This window comes from Sphingomonas sp. PAMC 26621 (assembly GCF_000251145.1).
GTDB lineage: Bacteria > Pseudomonadota > Alphaproteobacteria > Sphingomonadales > Sphingomonadaceae > Sphingomonas.
Window position 1 is genome coordinate 208,489 of the sequence record NZ_AIDW01000004.1, and the last position, 26,411, is coordinate 234,899.

At 66.8% G+C, this 26,411-nt stretch carries 26 protein-coding genes; 13 read left to right on the plus strand and 13 right to left on the minus strand.

Going from position 1 to position 26,411, the window contains the following annotated elements; all coding sequences use genetic code 11:
* Nucleotides 1–6 precede the first annotated feature (6 nt).
* Complete coding sequence (locus tag RI03_RS02280; RefSeq protein WP_238542200.1) at nt 7–741, minus strand: flagellar basal body rod C-terminal domain-containing protein; 735 nt, start codon at nt 739–741, stop codon at nt 7–9.
* Between RI03_RS02280 and flhB the strand changes: the two genes are divergently transcribed.
* A complete protein-coding gene (gene flhB / locus RI03_RS02285) occupies nt 712–1,776 on the plus strand; it encodes a flagellar biosynthesis protein FlhB (RefSeq protein WP_010214905.1) in 1,065 nt (354 codons plus the stop codon). The genes RI03_RS02280 and flhB overlap by 30 nt on opposite strands.
* 27 nt (nt 1,777–1,803) lie before the next feature.
* On the opposite strand, the gene RI03_RS02290 is transcribed toward flhB, so the two are convergent.
* Together RI03_RS02290 and RI03_RS02295 are read right to left on the minus strand one after the other, a co-directional pair.
* A complete protein-coding gene (locus RI03_RS02290; RefSeq protein WP_010214908.1) occupies nt 1,804–3,543 on the minus strand; it encodes a hypothetical protein in 1,740 nt (579 codons plus the stop codon).
* Complete coding sequence (locus tag RI03_RS02295; RefSeq protein WP_010214909.1) at nt 3,540–3,767, minus strand: hypothetical protein; 228 nt, start codon at nt 3,765–3,767, stop codon at nt 3,540–3,542. Before RI03_RS02295 ends, RI03_RS02290 begins: the two co-directional genes overlap by 4 nt.
* A 79-nt stretch (nt 3,768–3,846) precedes the next feature.
* Between RI03_RS02295 and RI03_RS02300 the strand changes: the two genes are divergently transcribed.
* On the plus strand, nt 3,847–4,236 hold the full coding sequence (locus tag RI03_RS02300) for a hypothetical protein (protein WP_010214910.1): 390 nt from the start codon (nt 3,847–3,849) through the stop codon (nt 4,234–4,236).
* On the opposite strand, the gene RI03_RS02305 is transcribed toward RI03_RS02300, so the two are convergent.
* Genes RI03_RS02305 through RI03_RS02320 form a run of 4 tightly spaced genes read right to left on the minus strand, consistent with a single transcriptional unit; the run spans nt 4,217 to nt 6,643 of the window.
* A complete protein-coding gene (locus tag RI03_RS02305; protein ID WP_010161070.1) occupies nt 4,217–4,714 on the minus strand; it encodes a MotE family protein in 498 nt (165 codons plus the stop codon). The genes RI03_RS02300 and RI03_RS02305 overlap by 20 nt on opposite strands.
* Before the next feature lie 2 nt (nt 4,715–4,716).
* A complete protein-coding gene (locus RI03_RS02310; RefSeq protein ID WP_010214912.1) occupies nt 4,717–5,058 on the minus strand; it encodes a hypothetical protein in 342 nt (113 codons plus the stop codon).
* Nucleotides 5,055–6,071 (minus strand): flagellar motor switch protein FliM, encoded by a 1,017-nt coding sequence (gene fliM / locus RI03_RS02315; RefSeq protein ID WP_010161067.1) that lies wholly within the window; start codon nt 6,069–6,071, stop codon nt 5,055–5,057. The genes RI03_RS02310 and fliM overlap by 4 nt, the downstream gene beginning before the upstream one ends.
* A complete protein-coding gene (locus RI03_RS02320) occupies nt 6,068–6,643 on the minus strand; it encodes a flagellar basal body-associated FliL family protein (RefSeq protein ID WP_010214913.1) in 576 nt (191 codons plus the stop codon). The genes fliM and RI03_RS02320 overlap by 4 nt, the downstream gene beginning before the upstream one ends.
* Nucleotides 6,644–6,766: 123 nt before the next feature.
* Between RI03_RS02320 and RI03_RS02325 the strand changes: the two genes are divergently transcribed.
* From RI03_RS02325 to RI03_RS02360, 8 genes are all read left to right on the plus strand, one after another.
* Complete coding sequence (locus RI03_RS02325; protein ID WP_026046381.1) at nt 6,767–7,507, plus strand: flagellar hook basal-body protein; 741 nt, start codon at nt 6,767–6,769, stop codon at nt 7,505–7,507.
* A 24-nt stretch (nt 7,508–7,531) separates the two neighbouring features.
* Nucleotides 7,532–8,314 carry a flagellar basal-body rod protein FlgG gene (gene flgG / locus RI03_RS02330; protein ID WP_010161064.1) on the plus strand — a complete coding sequence of 261 codons (783 nt, stop codon included), beginning with the start codon at nt 7,532–7,534 and terminating at the stop codon, nt 8,312–8,314.
* The gene (gene flgA / locus RI03_RS02335; RefSeq protein ID WP_010214916.1) at nt 8,311–8,784 is read left to right on the plus strand and encodes a flagellar basal body P-ring formation chaperone FlgA; all 474 of its coding nucleotides are present in this window, start codon (nt 8,311–8,313) and stop codon (nt 8,782–8,784) included. Before flgG ends, flgA begins: the two co-directional genes overlap by 4 nt.
* Before the next feature lie 187 nt (nt 8,785–8,971).
* The gene (gene flgH / locus RI03_RS02340) at nt 8,972–9,736 is read left to right on the plus strand and encodes a flagellar basal body L-ring protein FlgH (RefSeq protein WP_010214917.1); all 765 of its coding nucleotides are present in this window, start codon (nt 8,972–8,974) and stop codon (nt 9,734–9,736) included.
* Nucleotides 9,737–9,877: 141 nt separating this feature from the next.
* On the plus strand, nt 9,878–10,297 hold the full coding sequence (locus tag RI03_RS02345) for a hypothetical protein (RefSeq protein ID WP_010161061.1): 420 nt from the start codon (nt 9,878–9,880) through the stop codon (nt 10,295–10,297).
* A gap of 95 nt (nt 10,298–10,392) precedes the next feature.
* Nucleotides 10,393–10,776, plus strand: a complete 384-nt coding sequence (locus RI03_RS02350; RefSeq protein WP_010214918.1) for a hypothetical protein — start codon at nt 10,393–10,395, stop codon at nt 10,774–10,776.
* 88 nt (nt 10,777–10,864) lie between these two features.
* On the plus strand, nt 10,865–11,542 hold the full coding sequence (locus tag RI03_RS02355; RefSeq protein ID WP_010214919.1) for a response regulator transcription factor: 678 nt from the start codon (nt 10,865–10,867) through the stop codon (nt 11,540–11,542).
* Nucleotides 11,539–12,885, plus strand: a complete 1,347-nt coding sequence (locus tag RI03_RS02360; protein ID WP_010214920.1) for a sensor histidine kinase — start codon at nt 11,539–11,541, stop codon at nt 12,883–12,885. The genes RI03_RS02355 and RI03_RS02360 overlap by 4 nt, the downstream gene beginning before the upstream one ends.
* A gap of 61 nt (nt 12,886–12,946) precedes the next feature.
* Here the strand turns inward: RI03_RS02360 and RI03_RS02365 are convergent, their stop codons facing one another.
* The 3 genes from RI03_RS02365 to RI03_RS02375 all read right to left on the minus strand — a co-directional run bounded on the left by RI03_RS02365 (nt 12,947) and on the right by RI03_RS02375 (nt 18,442).
* On the minus strand, nt 12,947–15,598 hold the full coding sequence (locus RI03_RS02365; RefSeq protein WP_026046382.1) for a TonB-dependent receptor: 2,652 nt from the start codon (nt 15,596–15,598) through the stop codon (nt 12,947–12,949).
* A gap of 484 nt (nt 15,599–16,082) precedes the next feature.
* Nucleotides 16,083–17,408, minus strand: coding sequence for an MFS transporter (locus tag RI03_RS02370; protein ID WP_010214922.1), 1,326 nt, complete (start codon nt 17,406–17,408; stop codon nt 16,083–16,085).
* Nucleotides 17,405–18,442, minus strand: coding sequence for a LacI family DNA-binding transcriptional regulator (locus RI03_RS02375; protein WP_170318336.1), 1,038 nt, complete (start codon nt 18,440–18,442; stop codon nt 17,405–17,407). The genes RI03_RS02370 and RI03_RS02375 overlap by 4 nt, the downstream gene beginning before the upstream one ends.
* 264 nt (nt 18,443–18,706) lie before the next feature.
* On the opposite strand from RI03_RS02375, the gene RI03_RS02380 reads away from it, so the two are divergent.
* Nucleotides 18,707–21,913, plus strand: a complete 3,207-nt coding sequence (locus RI03_RS02380; RefSeq protein ID WP_010214925.1) for a TonB-dependent receptor — start codon at nt 18,707–18,709, stop codon at nt 21,911–21,913.
* A gap of 199 nt (nt 21,914–22,112) precedes the next feature.
* Nucleotides 22,113–23,546, plus strand: coding sequence for a GH1 family beta-glucosidase (locus RI03_RS02385; protein WP_010214927.1), 1,434 nt, complete (start codon nt 22,113–22,115; stop codon nt 23,544–23,546).
* 37 nt (nt 23,547–23,583) lie between these two features.
* On the opposite strand, the gene RI03_RS02390 is transcribed toward RI03_RS02385, so the two are convergent.
* On the minus strand, nt 23,584–23,898 hold the full coding sequence (locus RI03_RS02390; RefSeq protein ID WP_010161052.1) for an alkylphosphonate utilization protein: 315 nt from the start codon (nt 23,896–23,898) through the stop codon (nt 23,584–23,586).
* A gap of 2 nt (nt 23,899–23,900) precedes the next feature.
* Nucleotides 23,901–24,029 carry a hypothetical protein gene (locus tag RI03_RS25040; RefSeq protein WP_274517549.1) on the minus strand — a complete coding sequence of 43 codons (129 nt, stop codon included), beginning with the start codon at nt 24,027–24,029 and terminating at the stop codon, nt 23,901–23,903.
* Between the two features lie 231 nt (nt 24,030–24,260).
* On the opposite strand from RI03_RS25040, the gene RI03_RS02395 reads away from it, so the two are divergent.
* A complete protein-coding gene (locus tag RI03_RS02395) occupies nt 24,261–24,782 on the plus strand; it encodes a YciE/YciF ferroxidase family protein (protein ID WP_010214928.1) in 522 nt (173 codons plus the stop codon).
* Nucleotides 24,783–24,981: 199 nt separating this feature from the next.
* Here the strand turns inward: RI03_RS02395 and RI03_RS02400 are convergent, their stop codons facing one another.
* Nucleotides 24,982–26,298 carry a S41 family peptidase gene (locus RI03_RS02400; RefSeq protein ID WP_010214930.1) on the minus strand — a complete coding sequence of 439 codons (1,317 nt, stop codon included), beginning with the start codon at nt 26,296–26,298 and terminating at the stop codon, nt 24,982–24,984.
* Nucleotides 26,299–26,411 lie beyond the last annotated feature (113 nt).

Genomic DNA, 26,411 nt, shown 5'->3' on the forward strand with positions numbered 1-26,411 from the left:
TTCCTTTCAACGGACCATGGTGAGCAGCGTGTCGTACATCGCGTTCACCGTGGAGATGACGCGCGCGGCGGCCGAATAGCTGTTCTGCAGCACGACCATCTGCGACAGTTCCTCGTCGATGTTGACGCCCGAAAAGCTGTCGCGCCGGTTGACCGCATCGTCGCGCCGCGCGGTCGCCTCGGTCAGCCGCATCTTGGCGAGCGCGGCACTGCTGCCCGCGCCGCCGAGCACCTGCGCGGCCAGCTTTTCTACCGAAACCGTGCCCGCGACACCGAGGTCGATCGGCTTGCCCTGCGCGTCGGCATAGCCCGCCGCGCCCGTACGGTCGGTGCTGCCGAGCGCGATTCCGCCGGGCACCGCGCGCGTATCGAGCAGCGCGAGCGGCAGGCGGCCGGTATTGCCCTGGATATCGGGGCGGATCTTGCCCGACTGGAGCACGCTTGCCCCGCCGGTCAGCCCCGCGATCATCGTGAAGCTGCGCCCGGTCCCCGCGCGATCGGTCGAATCGCCGGGAATGCTCAGCGAAGCGCCCGCGACAGTGGGGTTGGCGGCGAACCGCATGCGGCCCGTCGCATCGAGCGAGACCTGGCCGAACTGCCCGAGCGGACTTGCGTTGAGACTGGTGACGAGATCGCCGAACGTGCCCCCCGCGACCGGCGCCAGCGTATATTGCGCGAGCAGCCGCCCCGCACCGTCGCGCAGCATGATCGCATGGCCGCGGACAAGGACCAGAAGACTCACGACCCAACCGAAAAACGGCTGAGCGACGCGCGCAAGAAGGGCGATGTCGCGCAGGCACCCGAGCTGCGCCACGCGTTCGGCTTCGTCGCGATGCTGATCGCGACCGGCAGCGTCGGCACGATCGCATTCGCGCGGCTCGGCACCGGCCTCGCGCATCTGTGGGGCAATGCCGAGGCGGTCCCGCTCGCGCCCGACGGCGCGCACGCGCTGCTGACCGCGCTGTTCGGCGCGACCTTTACCGCGCTGCTGCCATTGTTCGCGTGCCTCGTCGGGTGCGCGCTGGTCGGCGGGGTGGTGCAGGCGCGCCCGATGCTGGTGTGGTCGCGGATCGCGCCCAAATGGTCCAAGCTGTCGCCGATTGCGGGGGCGAAGCGGCTGTTCGGTCCGCGCGCGCTGGTCGAATTCGGCAAGACGCTCGCCAAGCTGGTCGGGGTGGGTACGATCGCGGGTGTCGCCCTGCGGCCGTTCGTGCCGGGGTTCGAGACGCTGGTCGGGCTCGATCCGATGGCGATTGGCACGGTCGCGGGCGGGATCGTCGCGCAGCTGATCCGCTCGGTCGCGATCCTCGTCGGCGCGATCGCCTTGTTCGACTTCGTCTGGCAGCGCCGCAGCTGGATGGCGAAGATGCGGATGTCGCTCCAGGAGATCAAGGACGAGCACAAGCAGCAGGAAGGCGACCCCAAGATCAAGGCCAAGATCCGCGCGATCGGGATGCAGCGCGCGCGGCGGCGGATGATGGCGGCGGTGCCGGGCGCGAGTGTGGTGATCACCAACCCGACGCATTATGCGGTCGCTTTGCGCTACGATCACGGCAAGGGGTCCGCGCCGATCGTCGTCGCCAAGGGCACCGACGCGGTCGCGCTCAGGATCCGCGAAGTCGCCACCGCCGCGGGCGTGCCGCTGGTCGAGAACCGCCCGCTCGCGCGCGCGCTGTATGCCAGCGCCGAGATCGACCGCGCGATCCCGGTCGAACAGTATGCCGCGGTCGCGGAAGTGATCGGCTACGTCCTGCGGCTGGCGCGCGAACGCGGGTAGGCGGCATTGGGGCAGCCCGAACCCCTTTCAGTTGCGCCCGGCCAGCCCCGCGAGCGGCGCGGGCGCATCCAGCGCCGACAGCTTGGCGAACGCCTTGTCCGCCTTCGCCGGATCGAGCGTCGCGGCGGGCGCGGTCAGGAAATCGAACGCATCGTGCGTGTCGAGCGCGGCGAAGCCGCCCGCGTAGCGCGCGCGCAATGCGCCAAGCGCCGCGCGATCCCCCGTCCGCGACAGCGCGACCGCCTGCCGCAGCACGCGCGCCTGCGCCGCCGCGTCGAGCGCGCGCGGTGGTGGCAGCGCGCGCGCATTGTCCGCGGCGAAGCGCGGCCAGTCGTGCTTCTGCCACAGGATATCGTTCCGCAACGCGTCGCCCCCGGGAGTCCCGTCGAGCAGCGCGAGCGCCTCGTCCGGCTTGCCCAGCCGAACCAGCGCCGTCGCCTCGATCGTGCGGCGCCGCGCCTGAATGTCGGCGGGGAAGACGATCGCCTGCCCCGCGCGGAGCGTCCGCACCGCGCGGTCGGGCGCGCCCGCGAGCAGGTCGAGCTCGGCGACGCGGATCGACAGCGGCCCGGTTGCGGCATCAGCCGGGCGGCGCTCGAGCAGGAAGCGCAGCAGATCGGCCGCGCGCGCATAGAGCCCCGCCGCCGCGAGCCGGTCGGCCAGCCGCGCGGCGATCGTCTCGCCCTCGCCCCCGCCGGGGAGCAGGTCGCGATAATCCCAGAACAGCCCCGCCGCCGGCCCGACCGCCGCGCCATCCGCGCTTGTGACCAACGCACGCAGATGATCCTGCAGCCGCAGCAAGGTCGGCGCGGTCTGGTCGCCCAGATCGAAATAGCGGAACAGCGTCGCCCCCGCCGCGAGCGCGGCGCGCGGGTCGCTGCGCCCGTCCGCGAGCCGCCAGCGCAGCTGCAACGCCCGCCGCTCGACCGCATCGCCGCGCCAGAAGGTTACGGTGTCGAGCGCCTTGAGTGCGGCGGCGTTGGTCAGTTCGCGCGTCGCGACACGATCCTCGGTAAGCGCGAGCGTCGCCTCCGCGCGCTCGCCAGGCGTCCCGTGCAGCGCGACGCGTTCGAGCAACAGCCGCCCGCCGGGCCGGTCCCCCAGCGCGAGCGCGGCGCGCGCGCGGCGGAGGTTGGCGGCGGAATCCTGTTCGCCGAGCGTCGCAAGCATCCGCGTGACGTCGCCGGGATGCGCGCTGGCCAGCGCGACATCGGCGAAGGCGAGCACGAAACCGCGTCGCGCCGCGCGGCCGCGCGCCGAGACGGCGGGCACCGCACAGCGCATCGCGCGCGCCGCGGTCGCCGTCTCGCCAAGCGCGTCGGCGGCGCGCACCCGCCATGCGCACGCCTCGGGATAGCTTTCCAGCAACGGCGCATCGAGCGCGGCCAGCGCCGCGCGCGACCGGTCCATCCGCGCGAGCACCACGCCGTGCGCGAGCTGCCACGCCGCGGTCAGCGCGAGCGCGGGATCGTCGGCGACCATCGTGTCGAGCACGCCCGCCGCCTCGGCCATGCGGTCCGTGGCGATCAGCGCCTGCGCGAGCGTCCAGCGCGCGGCCTGGCGCGTCTCGGCGGTCGACCGTGCGATCGCTGCCCAGGCGGTCGAATCCTGCGTGCGCAGCCACGCACCGTTGGCGGCGGGAAGCGGTTGCTCGGCAAGGATCGCGGCGAAGGAAGCGACCGGACGCGCGGCGGGCGGAGCCGGCACGGGCGCGGTCCCGATCAGGCTCGTCGACAGCGCGAGCAAAGCGAGGCGCGGGCGGATCATGGCAACAGCGCCGCCGCCAGCGCCCCGCCGATCCCCGCCGCAGCCACGAATATCAGCGCCAGCAGCAGGGTGGCGACACTTTCGCGCGAGGCGGATTGCGGCGTGCCCGAGCCGGGTTCACCGATTGCCGTCGCCGCGTCTTCGCCACCGGTGCCGCCCGTTTCCGGCGGTGTCTGTCCGACGGAGACGACGCGCACCCGCGCCGGTTTCTGGTCCTGGCTCATTGCGATCCGCCTGTGAGGGTTCGTGTCTATTATAGAGGCGGGGGCGCGCACCGGGTGGCCGCGCCGAGGGAGACGTTCGATGCCGCGTGCGGCCGGTTCGCTTGTGTTTGCGCTGCTGGCGGTGCTGCCGGCCCCCGCCCTGGCGTCGGAGGGCGGCGCGGCGTCGATCGTGCCGGTCGCCGAACTGCGGGTGCCGATCCTCGATGCCGGGCGGTTTGCGGGCACGCTCCGTGTCCAGTCGGCGCTCGATTATGCCAATCCGGCGGACGGCAAGGCCGCCACCGAACGCGCACCCGAGCTGCGCGCGGCGGCGCTCGCGGCAGGGCTGGACTTCGCGCGGCTCCATGTGTCCGCGCTCGCGCCGATCGATGCAGCGCTGCTTTCGGAAACGCTGACCCGCGCGGCGCGCAGCGTCGACCCGCATGTCCGGCGCGTGCTGATCCTCGACCTCAGCGCGCGGCAGCCATAGCGCGCGGCGCGCGCGCCAGCGCCATCGTCAGCTTTGCCGCCCCCTTCGGCGTCATCGCCGCGAGGATCATACCCGTAGAGCGCTCGCGCATCTTCCGCGCGACTTTCACCTGCACGTCGAGCTCGAGCTGTTCGAACACCAGCGCGGCCTTGGCGGGCTTCATCGCCTGATAGATGCTCGCAAGGTCCGAAAAGCTGTCGGTCGCCGCCTCGGGCGCGCCCGCCTGCGGCCCGGCGGCGGGCGCGGCGCGCGCCGCCTCGAGCTCGGCCTTGATCCGCGCGGCGCTCGCACGGACCGCCTGTTCGCGCAGGTCGAGCGCCTGCTGGCGCTGCGCCGATTGCCGGTCGCGCGTGGCGATGTCCTGCTGCACCGACAGCCCGAGCCGGCTGTCGGTCGCAGGCGACGCGACCGCCACCGCATTGCCGATCGCGGCGATCCCCGCCATTCCGGCGGTGAGCGTGAGCAACGGGATCCGCATCGTCACGATACCGCCTCGGAAACGTCCGCCGCGCGGTTCGCCGAGCCCGCGGTGGCGAGCCGCTCGGCGGCGGCATCGGCGATCTCGATCATCATCCGGAGTTCATCGAGCACCGCCTTGCCCTCGGCGGCGGCGGCGACCTGCCCGCTTCCGGCGGCAAGCGTGCCCTTGAGCTCGGACAGCACGATCCGCGCCTGGACGGTCGACTGGTCGAGCGCGGTCACGACCTGTGCGAGGTCACCGCGCCGGATCGTGTCGAGCGCGCGCTTGACCCGCTGGCTCTGCACCGTGACCGCGATGCACAGCAGCATCGTCAGCAAATTGGCGATCGTCGCGAACGTCATGCCCTTGGTCCCTTCGCAATATCGGTCATCATCCGGACCGCGATGTTGTTCGAGCGTTGCCCGATCTGCACGCGCCCGAGCGTGACGCCGCCGCATTGCAGGTCGAGCGGATCGTCCGGTCCGCGCCGCAGCGGGATCGTCTGCCCCACCGCGAAATCGCGCACCGTTTCGAGCGGCAGCAGCCGCTCGCCGAGCACGACGTCGACGCTGACCGTGGTCTTGCGGACCTCGTCCGCCATATGCGGTTCCCAGATCCCGTCGCGCCCCAGCTTCTCGCCCATGAAGCGCTGGCCGAACAGGTGCTTGACCGGTTCGATCGTGGCGTAGGGGAGGAGGATGCTGAACCGCCCGCCGCGCTCGTCCATGTCGACGCGGAAGGTCGCCACCGTGCAGATGTTGGTCGACCCAGCGATCGTCGCGAAGCGCGGGCTCGTCTCGATCCGTTCCAGCTTCATCGTATTGGGGGTGATCGGCGCGAGCGCCGCGCTCATGTCGGCAAGCACGGTGCGGAGCATCCGTCCGACCAGGTCGCTTTCGATCGTGGTGAAGCCGCGCCCGTCGATCAGCACCGTCGCGCCGCCGCGCCGCCCGCCGAGCAGCGCATCGACGACCGCGTAGATCAGCCCGGAATCCACCGTGACCAGCCCGTAATTCTCCCATTCCTCGATCCGGAACACGCCGATCATCGCGGGCAGCGCAACCCGGCTGAGGAAATCGCCGAAGCGCACCGAGCTGACTTCCTCGAGGCTGACGTCGATCGCGTCCGAGGTGAGGTTGCGCATCGACGTCGCGAAGATCCGCACCATCCGGTCGAACACGACCTCGAGCATCGGCAACCGTTCGTGGCTGATCACGTCGGATTCGATCACCGCGCGCAGCCCCTGCTTGGGGTCGACCGGCGCGCCGATATCGCCGAACAGCGCGTCGATATCGGCCTGGCCGAGCATCGCGTCGCCGCCGATCATCCCGACCGGGGGTTCGGGCAGGTCGAAATCCTCGAGATCGATGCTCATTGCTGAATCAGGTCCTGGATGAGAACGTCCTTCACCGCGCCGTCGCCGAGCGTCTGGTGTGCGCGGACGAGCATCTCTTCCTTCACGCGATACACCGCCGCCGATCCGGCGAGATCGTCGGGGCGCAATTCGCGCAGGAACGGCTGATAGGCGTCGAGCAGCAGCGGCAGTTTCGCGGTGATCGCTTCGGGATTGCCCTTGTCGCCCGGAACCAGCACGAAATGGAGCTTGAGGAAGCGCGAAGCGCCGTCCGCGCTGCGCAGGTTCACGACCATCGCGGGGACGTCGACGAAATGCGCGGCTTCCTTGCCCTTTTCGCCCTCCTTCTCGCCCCCCTTTTCACCGGCACCACCGCCTTCCTTGGCGGACGCTTCGGCCGCAGCCTCCTCCTGCGCGGGTGTCTTGCCGCTGCTGCCGAGCAGCATATACGCGCCGCCCCCGCCGCCCAGCAGCAACACCGCACCGATCGCGCCGAACAGCATCAGCTTCTTCTTCTTGTTGGGCGCGGGCGCGGGCGCTTCGCCGCCTTCGCCCGCTGCGCCGGCACCGCTGTCCTTGTCCGCCTTGCTCATGATCGGTCCCCTCTTGGCACCACGGCGGCGACCGCCCCGGCCATTTGCCGACTATTATAGAAGCGCAGCCGGGCAGTTTTTGCCTAGCGGCGACAAAAAGCGATTTTCCCGAGGGACTGCCTGGTGGACATATCCTCTACCGTATTGCTGAGCCACGAGCAGGCGCTGCGCCGCCAGCTCGACGTCGCGGCGAACAATCTCGCCAACGTCTCGACCGCCGGGTTCAAGCGCGAAGCGCCGGTGTTCCGCGAATATGTCGAGAAGACCGCCGATCCGCAGGCCCCGGTCCAGACCACCTCCTTCGTGCTCGACCAGGGCGCGACGCACGACACCGCGCCGGGCGGGTTCCAGCCGACCGGCAACGCGATCGACGTGATGATCGACGGTGCCGGCTATCTCGCGGTCGACGCGCCCGACGGGACCGTCGCCTATACGCGCGCGGGGTATCTCAAGGTCGGCGACGACGGGTCACTCGTCACCGCGGGCGGCTTGCCCGTGCGCGGCGAGGGCGGGCAACCGATCGCGATTCCGCCCGACCAGATCGGCAAGCTCAGCATCGGTACGGACGGCTCGGTGACAGGGCCGGGCGGCGTGCTCGGGCGGATCGAGGTGACCGTGTTCGACAATGAGGCGGGGGTCGATCCGCGTGGCGACGGACTGTTCACCGCGAGCGGTGGCCGCGCGTTGACCGCCGCCGAAACCAAGCTGCGCAGCGGCGGGATCGAGGGCTCGAACGTCCAGCCGATCGTCGAGACGACCAACATGGTCGAGATCCTGCGCGCCTATCAGACCAGCATGAAGATGAGCGAGGCGATCGGCGACATGCGCAAGGCCGCGATCGACAAGCTCGGCCGGTTCGGCTGACCCCTTTCCACCCAGGAGACCTGTATGCGTTCCCTCTCGATTGCCGGCACTGGCATGCTCGCGCAGCAGACCAACGTCGATGTCATCTCGAACAACATCGCCAACATGAACACCACCGCGTTCAAGCGGCAGCGGGCCGAATTCCAGGACCTGCTGTACGAGCAGGTCTCGCGCCCCGGCGCTGCGGCGGGGGGCGACAATCGCGTGCCGACCGGGATCCAGATCGGCGCGGGCGTCAAGACCGGCGGGGTGTACCGCATCGCGACGCAGGGTGCGCTGACGCAGACCGACAATCGCTACGACATCGCGGTGCAGGGTCGGGGCTATTTCCCCGTCACCTTGCCTTCGGGCGAGACTGGCTACACGCGCGACGGGTCGTTCCAGCTCTCCGACCAGGGGCAGCTCGTGACGGCCGATGGCCTGCCGGTCGAACCCGGGATCACCGTGCCGCCCGAGGCGGTCGATGTCAGCGTGTCCAAGACCGGGCTGGTCCAGGTCAAGCTGGCCGGGCAGCCTGACCTGCAGACCGTCGGCCAGTTGCAGCTCGCGACCTTCGTCAACGAAGGCGGGCTCGAGGCGCAGGGCGGGAACATGTTCCTCGCGACCGGATCGTCGGGGCAGCCGACGCTCGCCAATCCGGGGGAGCCGGGGTTCGGGACGATCCAGCAGGGCTTCATCGAGGCGTCGAACGTCAATCCGGTGTCCGAGATCACCGCGCTGATCACCGCGCAGCGCGCCTATGAGATGAACAGCCGCGTCGTGAAGACCGCCGACGAAATGCTCGCGACGACGAGCCAGATGCGATGAGCGTGCGGTTGGCGAAGTTCGCGCTGCTGGCGCTCGGCGCTGTCACCGGTCCTGTGCCGGGGCAGGGTGTTGCCCCCGTGGCGCGGCCCGCAATGGTCCGGGTCGCGGTGCTGGGGCACCCGGTCGGGCAGGGGAAAACGCTTGTCGCAAAAGATTTTACTTATGAGGACCGCGCCATCGGCCAGGCCCGTGGGGCGCTCGATCCGGCCGACGCGATCGGCAAGGAAGCGGTGCGCGGACTCGCGCCCGGCAGCGTCGTGCGGATCACCGACGTGGTCGCGCCCCGGCTGGTCCGCCGCGGCGAGCCGGTGCTGATCGCCTATCGCAGCCACGGTCTGCTGATCACCACCAGCGGCCGCGCGCTCGCCAGCGCCGGATCGGGCGAACCGGTCCGCGTGGTCTCCACCGCAACCACCCGCACGCTGGACGGCGTCGCGGCGGCGAGCGGGCTGGTGCTGGTCGGGCCGTAAACGCGGGCGAGCTGGATCGTTCCGTAGATCACCCCCCCGGCGAAGGCCGGGGCCCAGTCGAAGGACAGCCGGAGCTTGAGGACCGCGCTTCGTTACCACGATCCGCGCGATTGGGCCCCGGCCTTCGCCGGGGGGGGGGGGTGGGTTCACCGCCGAGGTTCGGGCACGCTAACAAGGGACAGATGAAATGAAGACCATTTTTGCGATTGCGGGCGGCGCGCTGTTGCTGTCCGGCTGCGGCGCGGTCGGGCGGCTGCAGACGATCGGCAAGGCACCCAGGATGTCGCCCACGCAAATGACCGAGACCGTCGCCGCCGAACCTTCGCTGGGGCAGGCGGGCGCGACGCTGCGGCGCGAGGCGCGGACCCCGGGAACGGGCTATGCCGCCACCCCGGCCCGCCCGGTCACCGCCTCGCTGTTCCGCGCGGGCGCCGCCGCCTTCCTTGCTGACCAGCGCGCGACCCGGACCGGCGACATCCTGACGATCCGGATCAACATCGCGGACAAGGCCGAGGTCGGCAACAACACCACGCGCAACCGCACCGGATCCGAGAACGCCAGTGTCGGCAGCCTGCTCGGCCTGCAGAAGCTGCTGCCCAAGAGCATCGACCCGACCAATCTGGCGAGCACCAGCAGCAAGTCCGCCTCGGCCGGCGGCGGCAACATCAGCCGGTCGGAGACGATCAGCATGACGATGTCCGCGATCGTCACCGACGTCCTGCCCAACGGCAATCTGGCGGTGCGGGGACGGCAGGAGGTGCGCGTCAACAACGAGCTGCGCGAGCTGATCGTCACCGGCTTCGTCCGCCCGCAGGACATCGCACGCGACAATTCGGTGCTCCATTCGCAGATCGCCGAGGCGCGCATCAGCTACGGCGGGCGCGGGCAATTGTCCGATGCGCAGCAGGCGCGCTGGGGCCAGCAGATCTACGACGCGTTGTTCCCGTTCTGACGGCTACCGTTCTGCCCCTCCGACTACGGTCGGCTTCTTCGACGGGCGCGTGCAGCAAGGTGCACGCGCCCGTCACCCGTTTCGGGCGGATTTAAGCGCATGCGCGCGTCCGGCAATGGTGGCGGCGTCTTACTATAGCCTATGCAGCAAGATGGCTTTCCCCGGGTCAGAGAGATCGTCGACGCGCTCGGCCTCAGGGTGCGCCTGTATGCCGAGCGGCACCCGGCGGGCGCGCGGATCATGGTCCAGCGGCCCGATGTCGCGGGGCAACCGCAGGCGACGCTCGATCTGCACGGTGCAGAAGTGCTGTGGGGGTTCCTGATGTCCGCGCGGCTGGCGGTCCCGGGCGTGCTCCCCGACGAACGGATTTTCGGCACCTGGAGCGCAACGTTGCGGCTGGTGAGCGAGCCGGTCAGCCGGATCGAGCTCGAGACCGACCGGACCGGACCGCCGTTATGGATTCCCTGCACGCTGTGGGACTGTCTCTTCGCCGAACTGTGCCTGATCCTTGCACACGGCCGCGCCGATCCGAAAGTATTTCCCCGGCATGCGCTACAATAAGAGTACATACAACAGTAGTTGTCCAGTATATCTTGGCGCTGCGTGGGGGCCTATACCCATCGGGTCGTTGAACGGCCTGTTTTGTAGGATGTACGATGTACGCATTCGATCATAACGCCTTCGCCAGCACGCCGGCCGGTCAAGCCGTTCCTATCGGTCCGCAACCGCAGTTCCGGGTCACGCTTACCTTCGTGCTGGACGATGAAAGCGCCTTATGGTCGGCCGCGCGACAGCGCCTGCTTGCGGACGGCCTGACGACCGACGAGATGGTCCACGAGACGATCGGCCCCCCCGATGCTCCGTCGCTCGAGGACTGTCTCGCCGTTCTGTGCGACCCCGCGGCCTTCCTCCGCATGGTGCCGGTTCCGGGCTGCCATGCCGATGATTTCTGGATCGATACGATCCCGGGGCTGCCCGGGCACGACGCGCGCGGAACCCCGCGCAGCGTTTCCCTGCCCGGCGCGGGCATCGGTTCCTGAGCTGCGGTCGTCCGCGCGATTGCATTTGTAACCTCCGCCCGAACAGGCGATGGCTCTGGCGCGATTTTGCGTCAGGGAACCACCGATCATGCGTCTTCTGGTCGTCGAGGATGATGCCCGCGCGGCACGGATGCTGGTCAGCGATCTGGCCGAGCTCGGGCATCACAGCGTGGTGGCCGAGGACGGGCGCATCGCCTTGCTGCGCGCGACCGAAGATCCGTTCGACGCGGTGCTGCTGGATGTGATGCTCCCGCATGTCGATGGGGTCGGGGTGGCGACCGCGTTGCGCGAACGAGGTGTGAGCGTCCCGATCGTGATGCTCACTGCGCTCGGCGATCTCGAACAGCGCCTTGCCGGGCTGGATGCCGGTGCCGACGATTATCTCGTGAAGCCCGCCGCGCCGACCGAGATCGAGGCGCGAATCCGCGCAATCCTGCGCCGTACAGCGCGCGCGACCGACAGCGGGCTGATGCGCGCGGGGGATATCGAGGTCAACGAGGTCAAGCATCGCGTGGTCCGCGGCGGCCGCGTGCTGAGCTTGCCGAAACTCGAGTTCGACATGTTGTGCGAACTGATCCGCAACAAGAACAGCGTCGTCACGCGGCAGATGTTCTACAAGACGGTGTGGGACTATGATTTCGAGCCCGCCACCAACATCGTCGAATCCTATATCCGGCGAGTCCGCGCGCAATTGTGCGCCGCCGACGAACCCGACCCGATCGTGACGATCCGCGGGGTCGGCTACATGCTCGTCGACCAGGGATGAGGTTCCGCCCGCGCTCGTTCCGCGCGACGGTGGCGGTTTATGTGGGGGTGATCTTCGTCGCGCTGATCGCGGTCCGCGTGACCAACCAAGTGATCGTGCACGACGCGCTCAACCGTGCGGTCGATCGACGGCTGGAAGAGGAGATGGACGAGATCGCGGGTCCTCCGCGCGACGCCACGGTGGCAACGATGGCGCAGCGGATCGCGGCGAAGCAAGCCACGCACGAAAGCGCCGATCTCATCTTCCTGCTGCGTGACCCGGCAGGCCGCGCCGTCGCCGGGAAGCTCCGGCTCGCGGCTCCGCCACCGGTTGGTTTTTCGGACGTCGGCGATATCGCGGGCGTCGACGGCGTCGCACACGGCCGCGTGCTGGTTGCGCGCGTGACCGGGGGCGCGAGCCTGACGATCGTTTCCGACAATGATGTCGTCGACGGGTTCGACGCGCTACTGTTTCAGGTCCAGCTTGCCAGCCTCGCGATCGGATTGCTGGTCTTTGCGGGGGGCGCGGCGGCGATCGTCTGGGAAGTCAGCCGCCGTCTCCGCGCAATGCAGCGGACGTTCGATTCGGTCATGGCGGGGAACCTCGCCAGCCGCATCCCGGTCGACGGCTCGGGCAGCGAGTTCGACCGGCAGGCCGCTGCCTTCAACGCGATGCTCGACCGGATCGACGCGCTGATGGCGAACGTCAAACACGCCGCGCGCGACGTCGCGCATGAATTGAAAAGCCCGCTTGCGCGGCTGCGCAACCGTGTCGCGGGGCTTGAGCGACGCGCGCGGGATTCACCGTTCGCGGTGGATAGCGCCGCGATCCTCGCCGAGACCGACGAACTGCTCGAGCTGTTCGCCAGCCTGATGCGGCTGTGGGAGATCGAGGGCGGGGAACGCCGCGGGCGATTCGGCGCGGTCGACGTGGCGCAGCTCGCGCACGAGGTCGGCGACACGCTGCGCCCGGTGGCGGAGGACCGCGGGGACCGGCTGACGGTCAGTGCGACCGGGCCGGCGCTGGTGCGCGGCGATATGCGGCTGCTGCGCCAGCTGGTGGTCAACCTCGTCGAAAACGCAATCCGACACACGCCGGAGGGGGCGCAGGTCGCAATCGACGTGCGGCCCGGCGCCGGGTGGGTCGCCATAAGCGTCGTGGACGACGGCACCGGCATTCCGGCCGAAGCGCATGCCACCGTCATCTTGCGGTTCGGCCGGCTGGAGACCGCCGCGGACCGCCCAGGGCAGGGCCTTGGGCTGACGCTGGTCGACGCGATCGCGCGGCTTCATGGCGGGGCGTTGCGGCTGGAAGATGCGGCACCCGGGCTGCGCGCCGTGGTCACGCTTCCCGCGCAGGCATGAAAAACCCGGCCCGAGCATGCGCTCGGGCCGGGTCGTCAGATGCCCGTCGTGATCGGAACGATCAGAACTTGGCCGAGAGCTCCAGGCCCCAGGTCCGCGGCGGGTTGAAGTTGCCGTAATCGCCGAGGATGCCGCCGTAGTTGGTGGAGATCAACTGACCGTTGGCACCGATGTTCTGGACCGGCCCGGAGTTCGCCGCCGAGCGACGGTAGACGTACGTCGTGTCGAGCAGGTTGCGCGCCCACACCGCGACGGTGACCTTGTTATGGTCGTTCACCGAGATGTCGGCGAGCGCAAGGCGACCGTTCATCACGAAGCTCGCATCGGTCTTGGTCGGCTCGAGCTGGAAGCTGTACTGGCTGCTCGCATAGTTGCCGTCGAGATGCAGGCGGACGCTGGCATCGCCGATGTGGATCGGCGTGACATAGTCGATCGCGCCGGATGCCGCATTGTTAGGCGTGTAGACGATGTACAGCTGCTGCAGACCACCACCCAGCGGGCTGATCGCCGACGGCGCCTTCCAGTAGGTGTAGGCATAGGAACCGGTCAGCGTCAGTTCCGGGAACGGCTTCACCGTCAGATCGGCTTCGATGCCGCGGATCTTGCTGTTGCCGGCATTGACGGTCTGCTCGATGTGGCTGCCGTTGGTGACGCTCGAACCGTTCGTATCGAAATAATCGAAGTCGAACTGGGTGTTCTTGCGATCCATGATGTAGCCGGCGAGGTTCAAGCGCGCGCGATGCTGCAGGAAGTCCATCTTCGCGCCGACTTCATACGACTTGACCGATTCAGGACCGAAGGCGTTGAACTGGAGCGAACGGTCGTTCGCACCACCGGCACGGAAGCCCGTTGCATACTTTGCGTAGAGGTGAACGTCCGGCGTTGCGTCGAACGCGATGTTGATCATCGGGTCGAAGCGGCTGATGTTGCTCTTGAACGTGAACGGCGTCGCGGTGCTGTTGGCGACCGTGGTGACGGGGTTCAGATCGGTCCGGTTGTTGACGACGTAGAGCAGACCGTGCCGATCGTCCTTCGTCCAGCGACCGCCAGCCGTGATGTGCACGACGTTGCCGAGCGCTTCCGGGGTGAAGGTCAAGTTGCCGAACACCGAGTAGTTGTGGTCCGTCGCCGCGCTGGCGCGGGTGATGAACTGGCAGCTGTTGCGGAATTGCGGCGCGGTGTTTGCCAGGCCGTTGTTGCACGACGGATCATACTGCTGATAACCCGAGTTCGCGGCGGTGATCGCCGAGGCATTGCCCGGGATCGGCGAGCGGACGGTGTAGGCGGTGCCGTCGGTGTTCCACTGGTTGCTGAGCGGGGTCGCGGCATATTCGGACGCCTGCTCGGTGTAGTAATAGCCGCCGACGACATAATCGAACTGCGGGATGCTGCCGACTGCCTGGACTTCCTGGCTGAACTGATGCTGGCGCAGGAACGACAGGCTGTAGCGGCTGAACGTGCCGGTCGTGTTGATCGCGGTCGGGTTTGCGGTGTTGGGCACGAACGGCGCGAAGGTGCTGCGCTCCGGTCCGCCCGAGTTGTCCCACTGGTCGGTGCTGACGCCGCGCCATGCGGTGATCGAGCGCAGCTCGATCCAGGGTGCGAGCTTGTACTTCAGGTTGGCCGAGAAGCCATGCGTGATATCGACGCTGGGCTGCTGCGGTACGCCCACGTCGGCAACGGTCTGGCGATCGGGGTGAACCCCAACCAGCGGGCCCTTCGGTGCGACGCAGATCTGGCGGCCGGCCGCGGTCTGGGCCGGCGTGATCGTCCCGCCGCAAGCAGCGCCGTTGAGCGTGAGTCCGCCCGCTGCATTGTACGTGCCGACGGCGTAGTTGTTCGGGTTGTAGTTGAGCAGCTGGCTGTACTGCGGAGTGTTCTCGTCCTTCGCATAGTCATAGGCGAAGTCGGCGGTGAAGCCGTCGATCGGCTGCCAGCGCGCGGCAGCGCGGCCGCCCTTGCGGTCGTAATAGTTCCAGCCGGTCGAACCCGTGAGCGGATCCTTCACGGTCGGATCCTGATGCTGGTAGACGCCATCGAACTTGAGCGAGATGTTGTAGAAGCTCGGCAGGTCGAGGTGAAGATCGGCGTTGTGGCTGCCATAGTTGCCGACGCCCGCGGTGACGCGACCGCCGAGGATGCCGGTCGGCGCCTTGGAGACGAGCGACAGCGCGCCGCCCTCGGTGTTGCGGCCGAACAGCGTGCCCTGCGGACCCTTGAGGACTTCGATCCGCTCGATGTCGAACAGCGCGGCGTTGAGGCCCTGCGTCTTTCCGAGCGCGATACCGTCGATGTAGACGCCGACGCCGCCGTCACGGGCGGTCTGGTTCTGGTCGTACGGAACGATGCCGCGGATGCCGATCGTCAGCGCCGACTGGCGCGCTTCGAAGGTCGCGACGCGGAGCGACGGGATCGAGCCATCCGCCAGGTTGAACAGGCTCTGGACGTGGCGATCGGCGATGCCCTGGCTGCTCAGTACGCTGATCGAGATCGGCGTCTTCTGCAGGTTGGTTTCGCGGCGAGTCGCGGTGACGACGATATCGCCGATCCCCTGCTGGTCGGTCGCGGCAGTCGCGGTCGGCGCGACATCGCCAGCAGGCGTCTGCGCGGCATCGGCAGCGGTCGTGGTCTGCGCCATGGCCGGCGCGGCGGTGAGGGCCAGCATCGCGCCACCCAGAAGCAACTGCAGGCGCAGGCCCGATCGAACAGTCATTGTGAATTCCCCTGAACCCTGAGACGTGTCTCATCCCGGTCCAGCGCCCGCTACAGAGCGATTAGGTCATCATTGTTACAGTCACGGTAACATGCGGGTTTCACCTCTGTCATGTTCGCGTCATGTTGCAGTTATGGATTCTGATCTCAGAACGTATGCAAGTTAAGTAGTCCAAATCATAATATCCCTATCCATTGGACGAGATGAAAATCTGCTAAGTCAAACTATAAAGCTGTTACCAAGATGAAGTAAGAAGATCGTCGATCATGCAAGAAAGCGACTTATCGGCAGCTATAGCTAGAGACCGCAACGGGACATACTTGAAGAAGTCCCCTTTCGCTTGCCACATCCAAACTGCATCGGCGCAGGATACCGTTGCAGAAGCGTCACACTCGCCCGGGAAACGCCTCGGGAAATGCCTAGGGTCCTGAATCAGCCACGCCCCCCGCGATCTTTTGCGGTGAAGCGGCGCTGCACCGCCTGATCAGCCTGCATCGCGGAGCGCATCCCGCGTCATCCGTGCGTCGGGTAAGCGCGTCGACTCGATCGGACCAGGCGTGGTTTCGTCCGAAATGGGCCGGTACAGCAGCACCACCAATAGTGCGACGCTCGAACAGCCCACCATCCCCGCGAGCGTCGCCCCGGGAGACCTGGCGAGCGTCAGCGCGATCACCGTCGGGGCCAGCGCCTGCCCGAGCTTGCGCGCGATATTGGCGAGCGCATACACTCGCCCGGCATAGCCCCCGCCTTCCATCTCCCGTTCGCATTCGGCGACCGCAGCGGGGACGAGCGACCAGAACATGACCGAAATGCCGCAGCCGGCAACGATCGCAACGCACGTCAGCACGATGACCGCGGCGACATTCTCCCGCAGCAGATACGTCAATACGGTCGCCGCCACCTGCAGCGCCGCGCCGACGAGGAGGGTCGACGGCCGCCCGATCCGGGTGCCGACCATCGCCCATCCCGGGGTCGTCACGAGCAGCGCCGTCGCCGGGGCGAGCGCCACGAACAGCCCGAGCCGGGGCGCGCCGATTTCCTCGAACAGGAACAGCAGCGACTTGTTGATCACCGTCACCGCAAGCCCCGCCGCAAGGATGGTTGCGAGCAACCGACGCAGCGCGGGGGAGTATCGCAGCAACCCGACGGTCGCCCGGGCACCGCGCCACAGGCTCGCGGTCTCGCCGATCGGTCGTGGTCGTGTCGGCGCGGGAACCCGTTCGCGCACGCCAAGGAACGTCGCGAGGAACGCCGGAAGCGCAAGCACCGCGAGGAGCAGTGCGCCGCTGCGAAAATCGGTCGTCCCCTGCGCGGTCGGCAGCAGCGCAAAGACAAGCGCGGCAATCAGGCCACCGATCGCGGCCCCCTGCATCCGCGCGCTGCTCAACGCGAGATGGTCGGCCGGGTCGGTCGAGATCCGTGCGGTCAGTGCACCATAAGGGATGTTGCCGATGCCGTAAGCAATCCGCAGCGCAAGATAGACCGCGAGCGCGACAGGCGGGATCCACGCCCGGGGCACAGGCAAGGGCGCGAACGCCAAGGCGAGCAGCAGCACCGACAGCGGCCCGCCCGCCAGAACCCATAACCGGAGCGGGATGCGCGGTGCGGCACGATCCGCGATCGCGCCGACGAGCGGATCGATTCCCCAGTCGACCACCGCGCCGACCAGGAAGATCGCCGAGGCGACCGCCGGCGCGATTCCGAGCGTGCGGATGTAATAGAACAGCAGGTAGAGCTCGACCGATTGCCATACGAAGTTGAAGCCGAGATCCCCGGCGGCATAGCTCCAGCGTTCGCGGCGGGAAATCATGCCGATGGATCGCCGGGCGCGGTCGGCCGCGGCAACGCTGCCGTTGAATCGCGAACCTGCAGCATGTTCGTGTGATGTGTCTGGCGCTGCGAGGCGCGGCCCTCGAGGTCGGCGATCAGCATGTCGGTCGCGGCGACCGCCATTTCGAACACCGGCTGACGGACCGTGGTAAGCCGCGGCCAGGCGATCCGGGAGACTTCGGCATCGTCGAACCCGGCAATCGACAGGTCGTCGGGCAGCGAAAGCCCGAGCTCGCGCGCGGCGAGCATGACGCCGACCGCCATTTCATCATTCTGCACCAGGATCGCGGTCGGCCGGTCCATGCCGCCGAGCAGACGTCGCCCCGCCGCATGTCCGCCATCGAAGGTGAACAGACCGGTCTCGATCCGATCGAGCCGCATGGTGCAGCCCGCGTCGCGGAACGCCTCGCCATAGCCGATCAGTCGCGCGTCGGTCGCGGCATGATCGGGGTCGCCCTTGATAATCCCGATGTCGCGATGCCCCAGCGCGAGCAGATGCGCCGCGACCGCGCGCGCGCCCGCGACGTCGTCGAGCAGGGTCGACGAGCCAAGCTCGAGCTGACGCGTCGGTGCGATCCGCGCATAGCGGATTCCCGCAGCGTCGAGTTGCGCCAGGATCATGAGATGGTCGGACGCGGGCGGCGCGAGCACTACCCCGTCGAGCGCCGCCGCCCGCAACAGCCCGACGATATCCGCCGCGTTCTGCTGGACCGATTGCACCGGGATCACGATCAGCCGATAGCCTTCCCCCTCCAGCCGCTCGAGCACCCCCTCCTGCAGTTCGACGACATAGCTCGCGCTCGGCTTTTCATAGACCAGCCCGATCAGGTGCGAGCGTCGCCGCACCAGCGACTGAGCGAACACGTTTGGGTGATAATTGAGCGCGCTGGCCGCCGCGCGGACGCGTTGTTTCACCGCATCGCTGACGTGCGGCTCGTCGTTGAAGACGCGCGATACGGTCTTGGTCGAGACGCCTGCGTGGCGTCCGACATCGACGATCGTTGTGCGTTTGATCTCTCGGGGCAGGGAATCGGTCCTTCACGGGTTCGGACGAAACGGTACGGACGATACAGACAACGGTGTCGGATTCGCGTGCGGTTCCCAAGGCGCGTCGAGCAAATATACGAATTCAAAGCGCTTTTCCGTTTGGTTCCCGGCCATGTCAAATCTTGAATTGACAACGTAAGACAATTTGCTACCGCTACCAACACGGTAAGTGGTTCAAAACGGACAGCAGCCGTCCGCGAAACAGGGATCGCGGCCAGGGAGGGGATTACAATGAAGGGTTTTTACCCGGCGAGCATGCTCGCGCGTACGACATCCACCATCGCACTTGCCATCGGGCTCGCCATTCCGGCGCACGGGTTCGCGCAGACCGCGCCCGCCGCTGGTGCGGAAGCAACCAATGCGCAGCCGGTCACACAGGATCCGGCCGCCACGGCACCGCCGGTTTCGGACGATATCGTCGTCACCGGCATCCGCGCCTCGCTTGAGCGTTCGATCGACATCAAGCGCAACTCGTTCGGCATCGTCGACGCGATCTCGGCGCAGGATATCGGCAAGTTCCCGGATACCAATCTCGCGGAATCGCTGCAGCGCATCACCGGCGTGTCGATCAACCGGCGCAACGGTGAGGGTGCGCAGGTGACGGTCCGCGGCTTCGGTCCGGACTATAACATGGTGACGCTCAACGGACGCCAGCTTGCCGCGTCCGACCAGACGTCGGTCGGCGGCGAGAACGACTTCACGCGCAGCACCGGCCGCTCGTTCGACTTCTCCAATCTCGCATCCGAAGGCGTCAGGACGCTGGAGGTCTACAAGACCGGGCGGGCAGCGATCCCGTCGGGCGGGATCGGCGCCGCGATCAACGTCGTTACCCGTCGCCCGCTCGACGCGCGCGAAAGCGGGTTGAACGGCTCGTTCGGGGTAAAGGCGGATTACGACACGAGCGCGGATGCCTGCATCGACTGCGGCAGTCACGTCACCCCGCAGGGCTCCGGATTGCTGAGCTGGTCGAACCCCAGCCACACCTTCGGTGCGTCCCTGTTCGGCAGCTATCAGAAGCGCAACTTCTCGGCGGCGAGCGCATCGGTCAACGGCTGGAACATCAGCACGCTGGCGGCCTTGCTCGACCCGAGCGGCAGCCACGTCAACGCCGCGACCAAGATCAACAACGCCCCGAGCGACCCCAACACGCTGGTCGCCCGACCGGACGATGCGCGCTATCACTTCGCCGAAGATACCAACGAGCGGATGAATTTCCAGGGTTCGCTGCAATTCAAGCCGACCGATCGGCTGACCCTCACCGCCGATGGCCTCTACGCGCAGAATCGCGCTTCGGAGCGGCGCTCGGACGAGGCGAACTGGTTCGCCGGCCTCTTCGACGAGATCACCTTCGACAAGAACAAGGACGTCGCGACCGCGACGTATCTGCACGAGACGAACAGCGGGGCCCAGAAGGATTCCGGTGCGGAGCAGCAGTATCGTGCGCAGAAGAACCAGCTGCAGGATTTCGGCCTCAACGCCAAGTGGGACCTGACCGACAATTTCACGGTCACCGCCGATGGCCACGTCGGTCTCTCCCGCAGCACGCCTGACAACCCCAATGGCATGAGCTCGACGCTGATCTCGCTGTCGATCCCGCTGCTGGCGCAGCATTCGTGGGATTATTCGAACAACGGCTTCCCGGTGCAGACCGTGCAGTTCAGCGATCCGGCGACTCCGGCCCCGGGCAATGCGATCATCAAGGGCAACGGCAACGGCAAACTGGACGTCGGCGATCTCGGCAGCCAGGTCGGACGCCAGATCTCGACCAGCTTGCGGCAGACGATCAAGGAAGGCCGGATCGACGCCGGTTGGGATCTTGGCGGCGGCAGCCGTTTCCACTTCGGCGGCGATTATCGCAAGACCGACACGCGATCGACGCAGACGACCTATTACCAGACACTGGGCGACTGGGGGAACAACTTCCCCGGGGACGTCCAGAAGATCGCACCCGGTCAGGTGAACCAGTTCTGCCTGGTCTGCAAATTCACGCACTTCGACCCGAAGGCGAGCGGTGACGGTCTGGTGGCGTTCCGTACCGAAGATCCGACGGCACTCTACAACGCGCTCAGCAGCGCGTATGCCAACGTTCCGGGGCATGCCAATGGTGTGAACGGCTACGGCAACGACCGCGTCCGGGAGGAAATCTGGGCGGCCTACGGTCAGGTGACATGGAAGGGTCAGCTCGCCGGGCATGATGCCGGTCTCGTCGCAGGCGCTCGCTACGAGCAGACCACCGTGCATGCCAACGGCACGCTGTATGCACCGGCGGATATCCGCTGGCAGTCCGACAACGACTTCACGCAGGACCTGATCTTCGATGCCAAATACCTGCAGACGACGCAGGGGCGCGGCAAGTACAACAATCTGCTGCCGTCGATGGATTTCCAGTTCAACATCAAGTCGAACCTGATCGGTCGTTTCTCGGCGAGCCGCACGATCGCGCGCCCGACCTATAACAACCTGTTCACTTCGGCGAGTGTCGGGAATCCCAACGATGCCACCGCAGTTGGCGGCCAGACCGGTGGCAGTTCGGGCAACCCCAATCTGAAGCCGTTGATTTCCGACAATTTCGACGTCGCGCTGGAGTGGTATTTCAAGCCCGGCGCCTATCTCTCGGCGGGGTTCTTCGACAAGCGCGTCCACAATTTCATCGGCACGTCGGTCGTTCCGCAGTCGCTGTACGGTCTGCGCGATCCGTCCTCCGGGGTGTCGGGACGGTCGGGCACCGCCAAGACCCAGCTCCAGGCGATCGGGGCGGACGTCACCGACGTCAATCTGTTCACCTATACGGCGCTGCTGGTTCAGAACGGCGGCAATACCAACACCGCGACCAGCACGTTCCTGGCGAACTACAACACGGTGAACCGGTCGCTGACCCAATCGTTCGTCGACTCGACGTTGAACGCGGTGGACATCATCGCCGATGCGAACGATCCCTTGTTCAAGTTCAACGTCAGCACGCCGATCAACAACAAGGATGCCGAGATCTACGGCTTCGAACTGGCCGGACAGTATTTCTTCGGTCGGACCGGGATCGGTATCGCGGCGCAATATACGCACGTCGAGAGCGATATCGGCATCAACGTCGCGGCGTCGATCAACGAGGACCAGTTTGCGCTCGTCGGTTTGTCGGACACCGCCAACGCAACGCTGATCTACGACAAATATGGCGTCTCGGCTCGCCTGTCGTACAATTGGCGCGACAAGTTCCTGTCGGGGATCAACGCCGACAGCTACCACAGCCCGCGCTTTACTGCGGCGCACAGCCAGGTCGACTTCAACGTCAGCTACGACGTTACGCCGCACATCGCGGTGTCGGTGGAAGGGATCAACATCTTCGAGGATGGCCTGAAGATCTATGGCCGTTCGCCGAACGAGGTCTTCTTCGAACAGGAAGGGTCGGCGCGGTATCTGTTGGGCGCTCGGTTCAAGTTCTGAACCGGTTCTGACGAAAAAGGGGAGGGAGCATGGTCGCCCTGGCGGCATCCTCCCTCTTCTGTCCTGTAAATTACGAAGCGAACCCGCCGGCCTGCCCTTCGAGCCGTTCGCCAGGCGTGGTTCAGGCACATCTGCGGTCGTGCATTGACAACGATGTCAAGGTTTTCACTGATATCAAGGCACTGAACGGGAGAGGAATATGGACCGGCGCGATTTTATCAGGGGCGGCGTGCTAGGCGCGGCGCTCGCCGGTGGATCGGGGGGCGCACTGGCCGCGGTGGCGCAGCGTGCGCCTGCCGGCCCGTCGTCCTTCCCCGAGGATTTCGTGTGGGGGTGCGCGACCGCTTCGTATCAGATCGAGGGTGCAGTCGCCGAGGACGGGCGTGGGCGCACCAACTGGGACGTGTTCGCGCACAGCAAGGGCCGAGTCGCCAACGGCGATACCGGCGATATCGCGTGCGACAGCTACCATCGCTATCCCGAGGATATCGCGCTGCTCAAGGGATTGGGCGTCAAGGCGTATCGGATGTCGCTCGCCTGGTCGCGGATCTTCCCCGACGGGCGCGGCACGCCGAACCAGAAGGGCGTGGATTATTACAACAGACTGATCGACGCGCTGCTCGCTGCCGGGATCACGCCCTATGTCACGATGTTCCACTGGGACCTGCCCGAAGCCCTGCCGGGCGGCTGGCAATCGCGCGACACCGCCTTGGCATTTGCGGACTACGCCGGGTTCATGGCGGGCAAATTGTCCGACCGCGTCGGGCATTTCATGACCGTCAACGAACTGCGCTGCTTCACCGATATCGGCCATGTCGAGGGTCGCCACGCGCCCGGCCTCCAATTGCCACCGGCCGCGGGAAACCAGGTCCGGCACCACGGCGTGCTCGCGCACGGGCTTGGCGTCCAGGCGATCCGCGCGCACGCCCGCAGCGGGACGCAGGTCGGGCTTGCGGACAACAGCAACTTCTACGTCCCCGTGATCGAGACCCCCGAGCATATCGCCGCCGCCAAACAGGCAGTGCGCGAGGAAAATGCGATGTTCCTGACCGCGGTGCTCGAGGGGCGCTATACCGACGGTTACCTCGCGCGTGAGGGTGCGAACGCGCCGCGCGTTGCGAGCGGGGACATGGCGGCGATCGGTAGCCCGCTCGATTTCGTCGCGCTGAACATCTATGCGCCGAACTACGTCCGCGCCGATGCGGGGCCGAGCGGCTACAAGATTCTGCCGCATCTCCCGTCGTCGCCCCGAATGGCGTCGCCGTGGCTCTATGTCGGGCCAGAGGTCGCCTATTGGGGCGTGCGCACCGTCTCCGAACTGTGGAAGCCAAAGGCGATCTACATTTCGGAAAACGGCACGTCGGCGGATGACGTGATGGTCGACGGGCGAGTCGATGACAGCGACCGGATCATGTATCTGCGCAATTATCTGACCGAATTCCATCGCGCGACCGCCGAGGGCTTTCCGCTCAAGGGCTATTTCCTGTGGAGCCTGATGGACAATTTCGAATGGGCGGATGGCTATACCAAGCGCTTCGGGCTCCATCACGTCGATTTCGCGACACAGGTCCGCACCCCCAAGCTGAGCGCGGCCTGGTATCGCGAACTGATCCGCCGGAACGCACTGGTCTGAAACGTCGAGGTCGCGGCGCGGCAATCGCGCCGCGACGTCAGCGTTTCTTGACGAACTCGGCGCGCAGCACGAGGCCCTTGATCCCGTCGAACCGGCAATCGATCTCCTGCGCGTCGCCGGTCAGGCGGATCGCCTTGATCAGCGTGCCCCGCTTGAGCGTCTGGCCCGCGCCCTTAACGGTCAGATCCTTGATCAACGTCACCTGATCGCCATCGGCGAGCACGTTGCCGACCGAATCGCGGACGACCACTGCATCGCCATCGGCGGTGCCCTTCGCGGCGGCATCGCTCGCGCTGATCCACTCGCCGCTCGCCTCGTCATAGACGAACGCGTCGCTGTCCCCCTCGGCCATGCTCACCCCTTGATATTGACCATCGCGACCGGCTGGCCCTTGGCGGTCGGGTTGGAGGCATTCGCCTTCGGTGCCTTTTCGGCCTTGGGTTTGCGCGTTTCCTTGTTCGACTTCTTCTGGCTCTTGGCCATCGGACTTACCTTCGGAGGCGGGAGGCCCCGGGTGCTTGTAGCGCCAAAGCGGCGCCGCACCGGCATCTTTTCGGTCTGGCGCAGGCACGGCGCGGTTAACCGAGGTTAACCTGATTTGATCGGACCGGACGCAACCACCCTCGACCCGGTCCGTTTGGAGCAGAAGCCGGACGTGCCACCCCTCGCGTCCGGCTACCCCCCTTCCAGTAGCCGCACGCCAGGAGACACGACATGGGCCTGTTCACCAAGGATATCGCGACCTTCGAGGATCTCTTCCTGCATCAGCTCCAGGACGTCTATTACGCCGAGAACCAGATCACCAAGGCGCTGCCCAAGATGATCGACAAGGCAACCGACGCTGGGCTGAAGAGCGGCTTCCAGACGCATCTGACCGAGACCGAAGTCCAGATCCGCCGGCTCGAGCAGGTGTTCGACCTGCTGGGCGAGCAGCCCAAGGGTGCGACGTGCCCTGCGATCGAAGGCATCATCAAGGAAGCCAACGAGGTCGCCAGCGAAATCGCGGACAAGGCGGTTCTCGATGCCGCACTCATCGCTTCGGCCCAGGCGGTCGAGCATTATGAGATCACGCGTTACGGCACGCTGATCGCCTGGTCGAGGCAGCTCGGCCGCGACCAGATCGCCGCGATCCTGCAGGAAACGCTCGACGAGGAATATGCCACCGACGACAAGCTGACGCAGATGGCGACGAGCAAGACCAACGCGAAGGCAGAGGCAGCGAGCCCGGCCGAGTAAGGCCGGCTAGCGAAAAACGTGACTTCGCCATCCTTGGGTAACCCCGGGATGGCGGAAATCGCCTGCTGACCCACGCGTGGCACAAGTCGGGGCCTGGTGGAAATAGTCGACGCAGGTACACGTAGACGCTGCCGTCTACCGCTGTGCTACCGGGGCCACGTCCAGGCCGGGCAGGGGGCTAAACGTTGACCCCTCCGCCTTAAAACGATCCTGGCACCTCGCGCTGTACGGTGTCGGGCGCGTCAGGCGTCAGCAATTCAAGCGGGTTCGTCCTGGTGCGCAGCGATAGCGTCCCCTGTGTCCCCGCCGCCGCCACGATCGGCGTGCAACTCTTGCCGCCAAGATAATCCAGCGCCGCCCGGGTCGAGGCCTCCTGCGGATCACCCAGCGGATGAGTCAGGTCGTCACCCGCCTTGCAGCTTGCTTCCATGATGCTCGCAAGCCCGTCGTAATAGGCCCCCTGTCGCGCAGAGTTTTGCAGCGCAAAGGCGATGACGCGCAGCCGGTCGTCGCATTGCGGCCGGTCCAGTGCGATCTGGCCGACCGGCTTGCCATAGGTATTGGCGCCGATCAGTCCGACATTGGCGTGGAAATACGGAATCGCCTGCGCGATCACCAATTCGCTCGCCGAGGCACTGCTCCCGGTTCCGATGAACGCGATCCTGGTCGGCGCAATCGACTCGGGCTGTCGCGCATAGAAGGCCGTGACGTTGCTCGCGGACTTTTCGGGGCGGAAGGTCGTGTAGTCGATCACGTCGCTGCTGTTGCGCGCACCGCCGAGCAGATTCGCCATCAACTCCGCGATCGAGACCAGCCCTCCGCCATTGTAGCGCACATCGATGATGACATTGGTGACGCCCGCCGTCTTGAAGCGCGCGAAGGCGGCGCGCAACGCCGGGTCGGCGGTCGAGATGAAGCTGCGCAGGTTGATATAACCGACCTGCTGCCCGCCATCGGTGAGGATCTGTGCGCCATAGCGGCTCGACACCGGGGTCAGCGCATAATCGGTCTTGGCGAGCGATACGCTGCGTGTCCCTTGTGAATCGGTGATCCGCAACCGTCGCGTGGTGCCTGCGGTATTTGGCCCGAGCGCGTCGATGACGCCCGCGGTCCCCTGCGCCGCGATGATCGAATCGACCGAGCGCAGGTCGGTGTCGCTGGTGCCGATCGCAACGATTTCCGTGCCGCGATCGATCCCGGCGGACAGTGCGGCGGTGCCTTCGAAACTTTCGGAAACGAACACGCGCCGCGCGCCGGTGTCATAGGACAAACGGAACCCGAACCCGGCACTCGCCCCGGAGTCGTAATAGGCATCCTCGGAGGCGATCGAGGTGCGATAGGTGAAATACCGGTCCTTGCGTTGCGCGCGCGCCGTGGCGGTGAGCGCGTCGATATAGGCATCGACCGTCGTATAGGGCGTCGGGTCGAGCGCGGCGGGGAGCGTTTCGGGGAACAGATACCATTCGCGCAATTGCGCCGCCGCCCAATCCTGCCGGTCGCGCAGCGTGCAACTCACGGCGGCTGCGGTCGGTGTCGGGCTAGGGGTAGGGGCCGGTGCGGCGACGACGCCGGTCGCCGCGCCCGATCCACCGCCGCCCCCGCCACAGGCGGAAAGCAGCGCGGCAAGGG